Genomic DNA, 15,622 nt, shown 5'->3' with positions numbered 1-15,622 from the left:
AGCCTCAATTAGAAGCTAAGTGAAACATTGAAGCCATAACGACGAGTAGTAGGTGTCGCTCCGTACTCGAATCCTTGCTGATTAGAGTCTGCCGTCGCTGTCAATTGTTCAGGATCCAGATTCAAGCCTTCTAATACGTTAGGCGCACGGAACCAAAGGTTACGACCAGTCAACGAAATGGAAGCTCTTCCAAAAGGTGTACCATCAAGAATTGATTTTGGAAGTGAATAGCCAAGGCTCAACTCACGCAAACGAATAACCGTTCCATCATATACGTTTACCTCATCCTGTCCGTAAGCACCCCATCCGTTAGAGAAGTGGGAGTCAAAAGCAGTAATTGGCGTAGTATTGCGAATTTTGTTACCGTTCTCATCAAGAGTGGCGGCATAAGTTTGGTTGCTTCCATAAACACCTGGTACCACTCTCAGACCTTCACGATCAACAGAGTTAGCCAGCTGACCACGAAGCATCAAAGATGCTGCGGTGAAAGAGTAGAAGTCTCCTCCTTGTTTCCAGTCGATCAGCGCCTTCAAAGTGATGCCTTTGAATGAGAATGTGTTTGTCCAACCAAGTGTGAAATCAGGGTTAGGATCACCAATGATTCCTGAAGTCTGAGTTGGGAAAGGAAGGCCTGTGTTTTTGTCAATCAGAATATTGCCTTCATCGTCTCTTGCATTGCTCGTTCCAAAGATCTGTCCGTAAGGAGCACCATTTCTATGGATCGTTCCGAAAGTTGAACCTGCTCCACCGATGAAGATTTCACCACTTGGGCCTGCATCAACAATTTCAGATTTGATTTTCGTGAATGCGAAGTAAGAATTCCAGGTAAAGCTATTGGACAGCTTAACAGGAGTCACGTCAAGGCCGATTTCCCAACCTTTGTTAGTCAACTCTCCGATGTTTACAATCTCCTGAGTAAAACCAGTTGAGCGTGAAACGGCAGCACTGGCTATCTGGTCAGTAGAACTTCTGGAGAAGTATGTCACGTCCAAACCAATGATGTTATTCAAAACTCTGGCTTCGGCACCTACCTCAAACTCGTCTGTAAACTCTGGCTTAAGCGTTGCGTTTCCAAGGGTGTTACCCAAGGTTGCAGTATTGAAAACACCTGAATACCTTGGAGAAGCAATCGGCAGACCTAATCCGTAGACAGTTCTAACCTGATAAGGGTCAGCATCTCTACCCACTTTAGTTTGTGCTACACGCAACTTTGCAAAGTTGATGAATGACGGCATAGTCACCGCATCGCTCAACACAAATGAAAGGCTCGCACCTGGATAGAAATAGTTGTTCGCTCCCTGAGGAAGTGTAGACGACCAGTCATTACGACCTACTACGTTAAGGAAAAGAAAATCCTTGTAGGAAAGAGAAATATCAGAATAAACGCCTATCAGCCTTCTCAATCTGTCAAAGTCTCTTAGAACAATTTGAGTAGAAGTTGCATTTGTCTTCAACAGGCTGGCTGTGATTACGTTAGCACCACCAATCGTTCTTCTTGAATACTTTCTTTCGTTGGCATTCATACCTACCAAAGCACGGAAGCTAAGGTCTTCGTTGATGTCCTTACTGAAAGTCATGATCAGGTTATAATCCTGCTCAGTGTTGGAGATATCGTCTGTAGTAACACCACCGTTAGGAACAGAAATTCCACCTGGTCTTATCAAATCTCTTCTGAAATCATGGTAAGTATTAACACCACCTTTTAAAGTTACGTTGAACCACTCAGTGACATCGTAGCCGGCGGTAATGTTACCATACACACGGTTTACATTACTTTCATAGAGGTTGTTTTTGGCAATCCAACGTGGATTATCAAGTGCTCTATAAAATATGTTAGAACCATCAACAGGGTGTTCAAATGGCAGACCATTCAAGTCGAAGTTTCTTGGAAGGTAAAACAAACGAGCGAAAATTGAGTTTGTCGCTTGTCCACCATAGTAGTCAGAGAATGCACTGGCACCTGACTGTGGAGAAACCTGATTTGTATTTACATAGTTTACTGTACCTGAAACGAATAGTCCGTTATCAAGCTGACCATTGCCACCAAAGAAAAGAGTAGTTCTGTCGATAGTTTGATTAGGAACGATACCTTCCTGATTCATTCTTGAGAAGCCAGTATTGATACTAGCTTTTTCCGAACCAGATGAAAGTGTTACCCCATTCTCAACTACACGACCTGTTTGGAAAAATTCACCGATGATATCATGTGGCTCTATTTTGTAAGGTGCGGATACGCTTCTTACAGAGCCATCAGGCATTGTGTAATCCTGCATCAAATCAGGGAACAAGCCTGGGTATCTGTTGCTTATCGGGTTACTAGCTGTGCCGTCAGGATAAGGAGCACCATCAGGGTACAAAGAGTAAGTCTTGGTGTAGTTAGTGCCATACTGCTGGTTGATCTGATCAACGTAGTCAGGCATAGGAGCACCCCAGTTACCGATGAAACCACCATTGTATACCTGGTTAGAACCTTGAGTATACACATCCTGATAGTCAGGAATACCGGAAATCTCCTGCCAGTTGACAGAGCCATTATAGCTGATCTCCATTCCCTTCTTAGTATTTTTCTTGCTTGCTTTGGTTGTGATTACCACAACACCGTTTGTCGCTCTAGAACCATAAAGCGCCGACGCAGCAGCACCCTTAAGGATAGAGATACTTTCGATGTTGTTAGGATCAATATCAAATGCACGGTTAGAAGTAACTGTGTTTGATCCTGGATCATCATTACCGTTCACACTGTTGTCGAATGGAATACCGTCAACAATGAAAAGTGGCTGGGAGTTACCAGTCATTGAAGAAATACCACGAATGTTGATCTTAGTGGATGAACCGGGAGCACCGTTACCACCTGTGATGTTAACACCTGGCATTTTTCCCTGCATCGCACGCAGAGGATCTGGCTCAGCACGCTGAGATACCTGATCAGATGAAAGGTTGGCTACGGAATAACCGAGTGCCTTCTTCTCTCTCTCAATACCCACAGCTGTTACAACTACTTCAGTCAATTGCTTAACGTCAGATGCCATTGCAACATCAATAACTGATCTTGCACCAATTTCAGATTCCTGAGTGGTGAGACCAATAAAAGAAAACACGAGCGTTCCGCCTGCTGCAGGAACACTAATTTTGTAGTTACCATCAATGTCAGTGATGGTACCTACGGTTGTACCTTTGAGTACAACGTTCACACCGGGTAGAGAAGAACCATCATCCGTAGATGTGATTGTTCCTGACACCACCCTGTCTTGGGCCCAGACTTCGGATACGAAGACTGAAACCAGCATGAAACATAGTAGTAGAATCCTCTTCATACTGTTTTGTTTAAAGTTGGAAATAGGTAATAGTTTTCGATTGTAAGTAAACTCAAACTTAAAGTTTTTCACTGAAATCTCAAAAAAATCTAAGATTCTTTCGTGGCGTCACATTATATCAAATCAAGCGTTGTGAAATTTTCAAAACCCACATAAAATGCTGTTTTGCTTAATTTAATTTTTCGAGATCACGCAAATTGGGGGAGGTCGCCGAACAATATTTTGAGAATGTTAAGAAAAGTAAACTTGGAATAATCAATTTTTATTCTTTCAGTAATCGGAATTTTTTTTCGCCGTCGGCAAAATGGGCAATTAAGATGTAAATGCCCGGTTCTAAAGTGGTAAGGTTAACTTCTGTACTCTTTGAAATAACATTCATTTCCTTTTGAAGCATTTTTTGTCCGCCCATGTTAAGGATAGTTACACCAAGTAGTCCCCTGTATCTGTCTGGATGCCCCAGAGTGACGAAATTACCAGCAGGATTGGGGTATAAGCTCCATGTGTCAAGGCTATTTCCTGTGGCAGTCAGGGTGTTGTCGCTTTCTGTCTGAATCTTGAGGTCGTCGATGGACCAGCCCCAGCCATTGCTGAGCTGATCAGAGAAGAGTCTGAATCGGAAGATTACAGTGTCACCTTGGTTAAACGTGTCGAGCAAATTAACAGAATGCTGCACGTACAGCCCATCATTACCCTTGCCTTCGTTATCGTAAGTGCTCAGCCAGGCTGCGTTATAACTTGCGTCATACCCATCCTCAATGGGCGTCCAGTTTGCTCCGTCTGTAGAGCCCTCCACTACAACAAAATCGTAGAATTCATCGTCTCCGAACACAGTTCCTGTTTCGCCGGTTTCAATAATGGCTATGTCACGGTACTTGAAGGTTGGGTTTTCGGCATTGATGACGATAGGGGTTAGCAGTTTGTAGATGTACGTGGTGTCTTCATCGTAAGAATGCCTGGAGTGAATAGCCGACGACAAAAAACCAACCGGCGTGGCCACTGAAAAGCCATTGCCTGTAAAGTCGTTTGCCGCCAGAGGGTCATCAAAGGTGCTGGAATAGCTCAATGACGGAGTCCTGAGATCCGACACCGCAGACTTCGAAACGGACACAAATTCTTTGCCTGATTTAAATGAGCGAAGAACCACCTCTATCTCACTTTCTCCATCAATGAAAAAGTCAATACTTGTGTCTCCGGCATTATTGGGGCCAAGCGTTTTGATTGCCTGATTATTTACGAGCACCTGAGTGCTGTCGTAAGCCGACCGTAGCTGGGCTTCCAGATTAACAAGGCCTGACGGCTTCACACCAAGCGATTGGATAAAGGGAGCCATCGTAACCTGTGGAACATTGGAAAGCTGTGCTGTATAAATACCTCTTCCGTGGGTGGCTATCACCACCTGATCATCCACCACCTTCATTTCCCAAACTGACACCGCTGGTAAACCAACCAGGCGTGTCCATGATTGGCCAGCGTCAGCACTTTCGAAAATACCTATTTCTGTTCCCGCCCAAATAACTGATGGATCGTTTGGTAGCACCAAAAGGGAATACACCGCTACGTCCGGAAATCCTGCTACTCCACTGGTGCTACTTTCGAAGCCTGAAAGATCCCGCCATGTTTGCCCCAAGTCGGTTGTCCTCACCACTTTTGGCAGCCCGGCATATGAAAAAAGCACATAGGCTGTGCTGTCTTCCACGGGGTGAGTGACAATACCTGTGATCACGCCTTTGAGCTGCGCATTGCCTGTGTAGTTGTTTACTTTTTTGAAAGTTTTTCCTCTGTCGGTGGATACTTGCAAGGTTTGATTGGAAGACATAGCGCCTCCTGCCCAAACGATCATTGAGTTGGCCTGAGAGACTTCAACGTTGGTGAACGAACCTCTGTATGACCAATCTGTGTCCATTTGGCCCGACACCCACTTATCGCCAAAGTCGGTTGACCTGTAAACTCCGTTTGTGCCAACACAGAAAAGTACTTCAGGCACAGATTTGGAGTTTCCCAGCCTTGAGAAAAAGGGGAAGTCAGTCTCTGTGTCGTCCTGAGGCAAACCGGAGACGGCAGGGATCCAGCTACCAGGGGCGCCAAAGTTGGAAGACTTAAAAAAAGTATTGAACTGAGCAGACCCTATTACCTGCGCAGCATTTCCGTAGTTCCAGACTGCATCGAAGCCGTCGCCACCAATCACCCGTGTGTAGCTCGCATTGCCGCCAGGTGAGGTACCCTCCTGAGAGATGTTGGTCGAGTTATCCTGAAGGCCTCCAATATATTGGTCTACGCCTGGTCGTTTATCCACTCCGTAAAATTGCCCTGTAACCATGCCCGTTCCCGAAAATGTCCAATCTCCATTGGCGGTACCCGGGTCTTTGCTTACGGTCGAATGATAAACGCCACCATCGTTACTCGAAATTATTCTGAATGTAGAGTCCGAGGTGGAAATTGTGCCTGCTGTCAATGAATGATGGTCAACATGGATGGAGGAAGTAGGGTTAATGACACTCCCCCCTGAAAATTCGGTATGTTCTCCATAACCATCGGCCACAATAGTTACTTGCTTTTTGAGCTTGCTTATGCTTGAAAATGTGATATTCAACTTTGAGTCCGGAAGGCTCTTGGGACTCCAGGCGCCCCCGCTAGCCAGCACCGGCCAAAGGTTGAGTTCCATCTGGTACTCATGACCACCATTTTTTGCAATCTCAGCATCTACTGTCGTCGAATAATCGACAAGATGAACAAAGAGGTACTCCCTGCTGTGCGTGCTACCGTCTCCTTCGGTGTTGGCTCCAATCAGTGTGAATTCCCCATCTTCCTGCTGATCCCGAAATGAAGCCATCAGCTGCCTGTTATTGGTAACGTCCCAAACCTGAAAAGGGACTTCCACATAGTCTTTGTACAGGTACTGGGCTGCTGGCACTCCAGCACCCTGCTTGTTCACAGTGAATCTGGCTGCAAGCTGGTTGATGCCTGGTCCGAATCTTATTTCCACATCCACCAGTTCCTCAGCGGCAATGTCCCCGATTTCCAGCCCGGGCAAGTTGTTGCCATTGAACGGCGTGAAATCGATAAACGATGAGGTACCAGTTTTTTCGAACGCCTCGACCGACTTTATAAGAGAAGGAGCGGAAGAGTCGATAGTGAATTTGAAGATGTTGACACCTGCCACGTACACCACATTGTCGAGAAAGGGATGGAACATGATGGCGTTGTCGTAGTCGCCCTGCTCAAGAAAGTCAAAGTTGTTTTCGTCCTTCTCGGAAACATAAGCCCAGCTAGTTCCACCATCTTCGCTGATGAAAAGATCGGCACCTGCCTCTCCACTCAGGCTTCCTTCGACTGAGGCAGCTACTTTCAGCGGGCTCTTTGCTGACACAGCCAATTCAATTCTTCCCGAGGACTTAAGGTTGGATGATGTGGCTGACCAGGTAGCACCTGCATCCGTAGATTTTAAAACACCTACCGCCCGCACGGCCGCATACTGCACCGAAAAATCCCCAGGCGCCGCTATTACCTGCTGAACGGGCTCATCGGAGGTGTACACCTTCGTCCATGTAGTTCCGCCGTCAGTGCTTCTGAAGATACCGGAAGTGGCTGTATTGAATGTGTTGGTTGATGTATTTGCACAGGCTATTACCAGGTTGGGGTTGTTTGGATCGACAATGATCCTGTTGACCACCCGGAACGAATTGTCAGCAACTGTTGAAGTTAACTGCACCCAGCTGGCTCCACCGTCGGTTGACTTAAAAATGCCTGCGCCACCGATGCCATCCAGGTTGCCAAAGCCTTCGCCGGTACCAGCGTAAATAATTGCCGGACTGGTGGCGCAAACCGCCAGCGTAGCCGCAGCCAGGTTGGGCAAGTCCGGTGTCATATTTGTCCAGCTTGCGCCGCTATCAGTAGTTTTCCAGACACCTCCCCCGGCAGACCCAGCCAGCCAGGTATTGCCCGTGGCATCGTTTGGCATGACAACAAGTGCCCTTGTTCTGCCGGGTATGTTTCCAGGCCCCCTGGACTTCCAATCCAGCACCGTTCCCAGCGTTCTGAAATTGGCCATTCTTGCCGTCGACCTTTCCAGTTCCTTTAGCTTATAATTAAAATCATATTCGGGGCCAGGCTTGCCGTCAGGTGTTCGCAACAGTCGGTGGAATTCAGCAAATCTGGAATAGCCATCCTGTTTTTCTTCACCCTCCCCTTCATCGTTGATTTTCTCCAACAATCTTTGGTGCTTGATACTAAGCTTGGGCTGAATTTTGTTTAAAACTGGCGCCTGCTGCTTTAAAAAGACGGCCACCGTAGCGACAAGGCAAAGGCCTGCGGTTAAAACTCTCTTCATTTGGATCCCCATGTGCTGGTTAATGTGCTAAAGTATTCTGAACTCAATTCTTCTGTTAAGCTGCTTTCCTTCTTCCGTGCTATTGTCAACTTTGGGTTTGGTTGATCCGTACCCTTTGTATTGAAGCCTTTCCTTTGGGATTCCCGCCTTGACTAAAAAATCATAAACCGATTTTGCCCTATTTGTCGACAGTTCCAAGTTGTGAGAAGTACTGCCCGTATTGTCGGTATGCCCTTCTATTTCCATCCTTATCTGCTCGTTGTCTTTCAAAAACTTTATCACTTCGTCCAATTCTGTTTTAGACTTCTCTTTCAGCACATACTGGTCAACATCGAAAAATATATTCTTAAGTACCGACGTAGCTCCTGCTTTAATAGGCGTCAAATAGATATCAAGGACTTCAGGCTCCCTTGACTTTTTCTCCAGATAGTTAAATGTAAGGTTTTCAAACAGATAGCCTTTGCGGGTAACGTAAATAGAGTACTCCTTGCCCTCGGTAAGCACTACAAAGTACTTTCCATCCACCTTGTCGGAGGTCACTTTGTAGTTAAGCGACGCATCGTTGATGTCGAACATCTCAATGGACGCCCCCAGGGGCTTTTTGGTCTCAATATCCATTACTCTGCCAGTGAGAAAATTACTTTTGTTTTGCACACGAATTTCCTCCGGAACATCAAATGTGTACAATGAGCTTTGAAAATCCCGGTTGTTCCCAATAACCTCATGGGAGTAGTAGGCCTTGGTGCCATCCGAAGTAATGACCAGCGATACCTGATCGTCTTTTGTATTGATGGGGTAGCCAAGGTTCTTTGGCTGGGACCACTCAAGCCCATTTTTTTCACTCAGAAACAAATCATACTTACCAAGCCCCTTATGCCCTGACGAGGAGAAGTACAAAGACTGGCCGTTGACGTGAATAAAAGGCGACAGGTCGTCGCCTTCCGTGTTGATAACGGGCCCGAGGTTCACCGGCTCCATCCAGTTGTCACGAGCCGAAAGCGTGCTGACCCAAATATCTCTTTTGCCCTGCCCTCCTCTTCGGTCACTTACAAAATACAGCGTGCGACCATCAGCCGATAGCGATGGTTGTGACTCCCAGCCTGCAGAATTGATTGGCTGGCCAATATTCTGAGGCTTGCCCCATGTATCTCCTTCTTTTTGAACAAAATAAAGATCGCAGCTACCAAACCCTCCAGGTGCCTGGCAGGAGGTGAAAATCAGCATACGACCATCAGCAGAAACTGAACTAGTGCCTTCGTTCCTGTGTGAGTTAATCAGATCAGAAATAGGCTCGGGTTCTGACCAAACGCCTTCATCATTTTGCTCCGTTACATAAATATCCTCATCGTCGTTGGCTGTGTTACCTTTCCGAACAGTGAAGAAAAGCTGCTTCCCATCAGCTGTAACGGCCGGAAAGTACTGCATCACATACTTGTTGAGCGGAGCAGGCAGGGGCTCCGGATTGAACGGCAAGGGGTTACTCATCAGGTCGAGCGCAAAATCAATATTCTTGATAAGATCCATCGCCAAGCCCTCTCTCCCTGCATTGTTTGGGTTGGTTTGAATATACCTTGAGAGGTATTTCCTAGCCTCCTTATATTCGCCATTGTCGTAAATCATCAGGCCAAGGGCAAAGTAGGTGTCAAAATTTAGTTTATTAAGTGAGTCCACCGCCAGCGCTTCCCGGTACTGTGTCTCGGCAAGATCGTATCTCAGCAGCACCTTATAGGCTGAAGCAAGTCGCAGGTGAGCCTCTATAAATGAGGGATCACGCAACAAGGCACTTTGCAGTGATTCAATACCGCCATTGAAGTCACGGCTTCTGATCTGCAAGGCCGATTGTTCATAATATTTTATGGCTTTTTTATCTTCGGTGGTATAAGTGGACTGGGCAGCCATGTCAGCTACACCGAAGATTAGTATCACCACCAAAAGAGAAGCAAATCGTATCATCACACTAAATTAGCTATTATCCTATTATAAAAAATTGAATACATAACGGCAGAAGCCATAGATTTGTCTTCGACATCTATTTAAAGTATCATGATCAAAAGCTTTATCATTCTCCTAATTGTGTTTCTTGGTGATCAAGCCATTTCACCTGTAAAAGACTGCGAAGTACTTCTGGAAACTATTTCGGGCACTTACGATGGTGAGTGTAAAAAAGGGCTGGCTGAGGGAACGGGTACTGCTAAAGGCATTGACACCTATATCGGTGAGTTCAAAAAAGGGCTGCCCGAAGGACAGGGGCGATACATTTGGAAGAATGGTGACTATTTCTCGGGTGACTTTGTAAAAGGTGTGAAAGAAGGCTATGGAGAAATGAAGATGAAAAGGGAAGGTCAAAAGGACAGCCTTCTTGCAGGATACTGGATCAAAGATATTTTCGTAGGGGCTTCAAATTTGCCCTACAGAGAATCGCACTCCAGCAATGTCAAAAGCGTGATGATTGAAGAAATAACTGAGAACGGGTCGGAAATAATGATTGTTTATGCCAGGAACAAGCAATCGATAGTGGCAGACGGGCTGAGGTTGGTGAGTGATCAGGAGGTTAAGCCGCTGTCTGAATTTGAATACACCGTGCTGCGCAAGCTGGACTTTCCATTTACTGGTGCAAAACTAGACTTCCGCAGCCAGGCACCGGTTGGTTCTGAGATTTTAGAATACCATGTTGAATTCGACATATTCAAAAAAGCGAGGTGGCTGATCACAATCGAGGTTTATTGAGACTATACTGAGCTTCTCCAAGCTCTTTCAACAAGCGTTTGTCCAAAAAAACTGAATTCTTTGCCTCCAGATTGACTTTTCATATAGATTTACTCCCCCTGTTTGGGTTATATTGTATCTTCCAGTAAGTGCTTTTGAAAAGCAACCTGTTGTAGCCTAAAACCTAAACTACATATGAACACATTTTTTACACCACTTTTTGCCGGGTTGTTTCTTTTTTTAGGGCCCGGCCCAACCATTCAGAAAGACTGCGAGGTACTGATGGAAACGCTCGCCCTTGAGTACGATGGTGAATGCAAAAAAGGGCTTGCTCATGGTATTGGTAAGGCACTTGGTTCTCACACCTATGAGGGGAGCTTCAAGAAAGGCTACCCGGACGGCGTAGGCACTTACACCTGGTCGAATGGAAACCTTTATAAGGGTGAATTCAAAAATGGTCTCAAAGATGGTAAGGGTGAGCTCTATATCAGAAAACTTGGCGTGCCAGATAGCATTGTAACTGGCTACTGGGACAAAGACAAGTATATTGGTGAGTACGTTTCTTCTTACACTGTGGGACAAAAGCGGAATATTCTCAGAACAAGGTTTGTGCATATGGCCGACACCCCCAACCAGGTCGAAATACTGATTCAACGAAACGGGCTTCCGATTGGGGTTAGTCAGCTGCAAGCTTCGGCCGACAAGTCACCTATGTTTGAAAGTAGCCAAACTATCGTGGCTTTTACCAAGGTGGTGTATCCGCTGACCAATGCCACTATTAATTTTTATGCGCCCAGCGCTTTCAACTCCTACCAGCTCGACTGCGAGCTAAACTTCGAAATTTACCGGGAAGGGCACTGGCGGATTTTTATACAGATATAGAGCATTCCTGAATTAAGGAATATTCAGGTATTTGTGCACCTGAAGTGAAACCTGCCACTGCGGGTTGGCTTTGATGTAGTCAATGATCAGAGGTGTCACCTTTTCCTGCTGTGACCATTCGGGCTGTAGAAACAGTCGGCAATTTTTGCCAACAAGGGCTTCGTACTTCTCGGCCCATTTAAAGTCTGACTTGTTGTAGACGATCACCTTTAGCTCATCTGCCGCCAAAGCTACTTCCGGAAGCGGCTCTTTGAATTTTTTAGGGGAAAAGCACACCCAGTCCCAACTTCCCGAAAGCGGATAGGCGCCAGAAGTTTCGATATGGGTTCTGAACCCATTGCCTTTTAGCTGCCGGGTCAGTTCTTCGAGGTCGTACATCAGGGGCTCTCCTCCGGTAACGACAGCCACTCTTGCCGGAAACTGCAAGGCTTCCTTCACCATCGGGGCTACTTCTGTATCCGGATGAGCCTCTGCTTCCCAGCTCTCTTTTACGTCGCACCATATGCAGCCGACGTCGCAGCCACCAAGGCGAATGAAATAGGCCGCATGCCCCTGAAAAGCTCCTTCACCCTGTATGGTGTAGAAAGCTTCCATTAACGGAAGGGCTGTTTTTATTGAAGGCAATATGGTATCAGGCTGTTTCAAGAAGCATTTCGTAGGCTCGAAGGGTATTCATCAGCAATGACGCAATGGTCATAGGCCCCACCCCTCCTGGCACTGGAGTAATATAAGACGTTTTTGGCGCTACGTTTTCATAGTCCACATCACCTACCAGCCTGAATCCGGATTTTCTGGTTGGGTCGTCGATTCTCGTAGTCCCCACATCTACAACAACGGCCCCTTCTTTCACCATGTCGGCCGTTACCAGGTGCGGCTTGCCTACTGCCACCAGCAGGATGTCGGCGTTTTTTGTGTATTGAGAAATGTTTTCGGTGTATTTATGGCAAAGTGTCACCGTAGCCTGCCCCTGCTGGGTCATGAGTATGCCCAGCGGCGCCCCCACCAGCCTACTTGCACCCACCACCACACAATATTTCCCTTTGGTTTCAATCTTGTAGCGGTTCAGCAGCTCCATCACCCCAAAAGGGGTAGCTGGCATTAGCAAAGGGGTTTGCGACCCTATACTTCCAAAGTTTTGATTGGTAAACCCATCGACGTCTTTTTCAGCTGAAATGCTCTCGGTCACCGTTTCTACCGAAATGTGCTCCGGTAAGGGGAGCTGAACAATGAAACCATCGATGTCTGTATCGGCGTTGAATTGTTCAATATGCTTGATGAGCTTTTCCTCAGAGATGGTCTTGGCAAAATGCATGAGCGTGAAGTCGAACCCAACTTCCTTGCAGGCTTTGATTTTTCCATTTACATAGGTGTGGCTTGCGCCGTCGTCGCCCACGATAATGATAGCCAAATGGGGCGCTCTCTTACCCTGAGCTACCAGTTCGTTTACTTTGGCTGCTATCTCCTGCTTGATCTCTGCAGCTACCTTTTTACCATCAAGTATCTGAGGCATCTCTTCTGGTTTAGTCTATTTTCAATACTGCCATAAAGGCTTCCTGCGGAATTTCTACATTGCCTACCTGGCGCATTCGCTTCTTACCTTTTTTCTGCTTTTCGAGCAGCTTACGCTTACGGCTAATATCACCGCCGTAACACTTAGCCAACACGTTTTTGCGCATGGCCTTCACAGTCTCTCTGGAAATAATTTTAGCTCCAATAGCTGCCTGAATGGCAATTTCAAACATTTGGCGTGGCAACAACTCACGCAATTTTTCGCAGAGCTTCTTGCCCCAATCGTAGGCCTTGTCTCTGTGCACAATGGCCGAAAGCGCATCCACCCGCTCACCATTGAGCATAATATCGAGCTTCACCATGTTCGACTGACGGTAACCTATCAGCTCATAGTCGAGGGAGGCATAGCCCCTTGAAATTGTTTTCAGCTTATCGAAGAAGTCAAATACAATTTCTGAAAGTGGCAGTTCGAAGGTCAACTCTACCCTGTCGGAGGTAAGGTATACCTGGTTTTTTATTTCGCCCCTCTTGTCGATACACAGCGAAATGATGGGACCGATATACTCCGATTTACTTATTATTTGGGCCCTGATAAAAGGCTCTTCGATGAAATCTAAAGCAATGGGGTCAGGCATTTCCGACGGTGCACTTACTTTCAGCATTTCCCCGCCCTTGAGCGTGGCATGAAACCGCACAGAAGGCACTGTGGTGATCACAGTCATGTCAAACTCCCGCTCCAAGCGCTCCTGGATAATTTCCATGTGAAGCATGCCAAGAAAACCGCACCTAAAGCCAAAGCCAAGAGCTGCTGAAGTCTCTGGCTCCCAAACGAGGGAGGCATCGTTGAGTTGGAGCTTTTCCATTGATGCCCTAAGCTCTTCGTATTCCGAAGTTTCTACCGGGTAGATTCCTGCAAAAACCATTGGCTTCACATCTTCAAAACCCTTGATGGCAACGGCCGCTGGCCTGTCCACATGGGTGATCGTGTCTCCTACTTTTACTTCCTTGGCCACTTTTATGCCAGAGATCAGGTACCCAACATTACCAGCGCTAATTTCTGCTTTTGGTGATTGTTTGAGTTTGAGTACGCCAATTTCGTCCACATCGTAAATGCTGCCGATATTCATGAATTTTACCTTTTCTCCTTTTTTCATGGTGCCATTGAACACCCTGAAAATAACTTCAACGCCTCTGAAAGAGTTGAAAACGGAGTCAAATATCATCGCCTGCAAGGGGCCGTTAGGATCTCCCTTGGGTGGCTTGATCCTCTGAACGATAGCCTCCAGTATCTCGTCTATACCAATACCTTCTTTTCCGCTGGCCAATAGAATCTCTTCCCGGGTACAACCGAGCAATTCCACCACCTGGTCTTTTACCTCCTCCACCATAGCGCCGGGCAAGTCAATTTTATTGAGCACCGGTATGATCTCGAGGTCGTGATTTAAAGCCAGGTACAGATTGGAAATGGTCTGCGCTTCAATGCCCTGAGATGCATCAACAATCAAAAGTGCCCCTTCGCAGGCGGCAATGGAGCGTGATACCTCGTAAGAAAAGTCAACGTGGCCTGGTGTGTCAATCAGGTTGAGCACGTAATCCTTGCCACCGCTCTTGTAGTTCATTTGAATGGCGTGGCTCTTAATGGTGATGCCTCGCTCCCGCTCCAAGTCCATGTTGTCAAGAAGCTGGTTCTGCCTTTCCCGATCAGTGATGGTGTGAGTGGCCTCAAGGAGCCTGTCAGCAAGGGTGCTTTTACCGTGATCTATGTGTGCTATTATGCAGAAATTGCGGATGTGATCCATACGTTCCTTTAAAAGTCTGCAAAATTAGGTAATAATTTATGATTTGAAGAGCCTGTGCAAACAAAGTTTGGGATTGTGGAATATCAACTGGCCTGTATTTCAGCGATCTGCAATTTTCTGACAGGCAAAACCGACATTTTTTAGTGAATTGTGATTTTGAGGTGCAACATTCCAACCATTTGTCACCAAATTTGTCTCTTAATACCAAAAAAAATAGTGTATGAAGAAGATTGCAATCATTGCAGTGGTGGGGTTAGGATTTTTATTCTCGTGCAGCCTGGATAGCGACGAATTTCAGGGCCCTATCACGAGCAAAATCAATGTAACAATGCTGGAAGACGTAAGCGGAGAAGATCCATTCTTTCAAATCTTATTTGAGTCGACCAATCTGTACGAATGTTCCAATTACAACATCTTAATGACGGTAGATGCAGAGGAAAACAAACTTGATATCGTATTCAATGAGATTTACAAAAACAGTACTTGCCGCTCTGAAACCGGCCCTGCCTACAATGTTTATTCCTTCTCAAAAATTGTTAATGGAACGTACAACTTAAGCTTGAAAGTGAAAGACAAGCCAGCGTCTACAGGCACTCTTGTTATTTCAGACACTGGCTATACGCTGGACATGACGGAAAGCGATGATTTTGAGTTTGTGAACCCTCAGGTTTACCGAATGCCTGAAGGGATACTTTGGGGTAGCATCCAGAAATATTCCGAATCGCAGCAGTCGAACACGCTTGTAGATAACTTTTTTGACCTCCTTAGCGACAACGGGCTTGCCGACACTGCGCTGGTGAAAGGTGACTACACTTATTTTCTCATCGATGAAGAAAATAAAGTATCTCTCAGGCGGGCAAACGCCACTCCCGCTGGCACGTCTGCTTTTGTCTTTTACCTGAACGAAGATTCAGTAAGCAGAAGCAATCTAAAAATTGCCATATCAGACTTCAGAGGCAAATACTCACAGTATGTGAAGGTGGATATGTTTGACTGGATCGGAACCATTTATTGAAACGAACATCAAAGTCAAAACATTTTGGGTTGCTGGTTCGTCTACAGTGGTATCCTTTAACTAAATCACA

General features: G+C 46.1%; 9 protein-coding genes. 3 read left to right on the top strand and 6 right to left on the bottom strand.

Annotation, left to right across the window (positions count from 1 at the left end; all coding sequences use genetic code 11):
• Positions 1-8: 8 nt before the first annotated feature.
• The 3 genes from RIF36_RS25780 to RIF36_RS25770 form a co-directional block, all read right to left on the bottom strand.
• Entirely contained in the window at positions 9-3,314 is a 3,306-nt protein-coding gene (locus RIF36_RS25780; protein ID WP_350125902.1) for a SusC/RagA family TonB-linked outer membrane protein, read from the bottom strand.
• 262 nt (positions 3,315-3,576) lie between these two features.
• Positions 3,577-7,641 (bottom strand): VPS10 domain-containing protein, encoded by a 4,065-nt coding sequence (locus tag RIF36_RS25775; RefSeq protein ID WP_350125899.1) that lies wholly within the window; start codon positions 7,639-7,641, stop codon positions 3,577-3,579.
• A gap of 27 nt (positions 7,642-7,668) precedes the next feature.
• Positions 7,669-9,594: an OmpA family protein gene (locus tag RIF36_RS25770; RefSeq protein ID WP_350125896.1), complete on the bottom strand. Its 1,926-nt coding sequence runs from the start codon at positions 9,592-9,594 to the stop codon at positions 7,669-7,671.
• Positions 9,595-9,684: 90 nt separating this feature from the next.
• Here RIF36_RS25770 and RIF36_RS25765 point away from each other — a divergent pair, with 90 nt between their 5' ends.
• On the top strand, positions 9,685-10,368 hold the full coding sequence (locus RIF36_RS25765; protein WP_350125893.1) for an MORN repeat-containing protein: 684 nt from the start codon (positions 9,685-9,687) through the stop codon (positions 10,366-10,368).
• Between the two features lie 174 nt (positions 10,369-10,542).
• The gene (locus tag RIF36_RS25760; protein WP_350125890.1) at positions 10,543-11,229 is read left to right on the top strand and encodes an MORN repeat-containing protein; all 687 of its coding nucleotides are present in this window, start codon (positions 10,543-10,545) and stop codon (positions 11,227-11,229) included.
• A 12-nt stretch (positions 11,230-11,241) separates the two neighbouring features.
• Here RIF36_RS25760 and RIF36_RS25755 read toward each other — a convergent pair whose 3' ends face one another.
• From RIF36_RS25755 to lepA, 3 genes are read right to left on the bottom strand one after another with little or no spacing between them, the layout of a single operon-like run.
• Positions 11,242-11,823 carry a 7-carboxy-7-deazaguanine synthase QueE gene (locus tag RIF36_RS25755; protein ID WP_350125887.1) on the bottom strand — a complete coding sequence of 194 codons (582 nt, stop codon included), beginning with the start codon at positions 11,821-11,823 and terminating at the stop codon, positions 11,242-11,244.
• Positions 11,824-11,860: 37 nt separating this feature from the next.
• A complete protein-coding gene (locus tag RIF36_RS25750) occupies positions 11,861-12,739 on the bottom strand; it encodes a bifunctional 5,10-methylenetetrahydrofolate dehydrogenase/5,10-methenyltetrahydrofolate cyclohydrolase (RefSeq protein WP_350097383.1) in 879 nt (292 codons plus the stop codon).
• Between the two features lie 10 nt (positions 12,740-12,749).
• Positions 12,750-14,537, bottom strand: coding sequence for a translation elongation factor 4 (gene lepA, locus RIF36_RS25745; protein ID WP_152000651.1), 1,788 nt, complete (start codon positions 14,535-14,537; stop codon positions 12,750-12,752).
• A gap of 220 nt (positions 14,538-14,757) precedes the next feature.
• Between lepA and RIF36_RS25740 the strand changes: the two genes are divergently transcribed.
• A complete protein-coding gene (locus RIF36_RS25740) occupies positions 14,758-15,552 on the top strand; it encodes a hypothetical protein (RefSeq protein WP_350125884.1) in 795 nt (264 codons plus the stop codon).
• Positions 15,553-15,622 lie beyond the last annotated feature (70 nt).

The sequence above is a fragment of the Imperialibacter sp. genome, assembly GCF_040222815.1.
GTDB lineage: Bacteria > Bacteroidota > Bacteroidia > Cytophagales > Cyclobacteriaceae > Imperialibacter.
The sequence above is the reverse complement of the archived record's forward strand: the minus strand, read 5'-3'. Positions and strand labels throughout refer to the sequence as shown.

Excerpts from the sequence above, each read along its gene's own strand:
- RIF36_RS25780 (WP_350125902.1), bottom strand. The coding sequence starts at position 3,314 with ATGAAGAGGATTCTACTACTATGTTTCATGCTGGTTTCAGTCTTCGTA.
- RIF36_RS25775 (WP_350125899.1), bottom strand. The coding sequence starts at position 7,641 with ATGAAGAGAGTTTTAACCGCAGGCCTTTGCCTTGTCGCTACGGTGGCC.
- RIF36_RS25770 (WP_350125896.1), bottom strand. The coding sequence starts at position 9,594 with ATGATACGATTTGCTTCTCTTTTGGTGGTGATACTAATCTTCGGTGTA.
- RIF36_RS25765 (WP_350125893.1), top strand. The coding sequence starts at position 9,685 with ATGATCAAAAGCTTTATCATTCTCCTAATTGTGTTTCTTGGTGATCAA.
- RIF36_RS25760 (WP_350125890.1), top strand. The coding sequence starts at position 10,543 with ATGAACACATTTTTTACACCACTTTTTGCCGGGTTGTTTCTTTTTTTA.
- RIF36_RS25755 (WP_350125887.1), bottom strand. The coding sequence starts at position 11,823 with ATGGAAGCTTTCTACACCATACAGGGTGAAGGAGCTTTTCAGGGGCAT.
- RIF36_RS25750 (WP_350097383.1), bottom strand. The coding sequence starts at position 12,739 with ATGCCTCAGATACTTGATGGTAAAAAGGTAGCTGCAGAGATCAAGCAG.
- lepA (WP_152000651.1), bottom strand. The coding sequence starts at position 14,537 with ATGGATCACATCCGCAATTTCTGCATAATAGCACACATAGATCACGGT.
- RIF36_RS25740 (WP_350125884.1), top strand. The coding sequence starts at position 14,758 with ATGAAGAAGATTGCAATCATTGCAGTGGTGGGGTTAGGATTTTTATTC.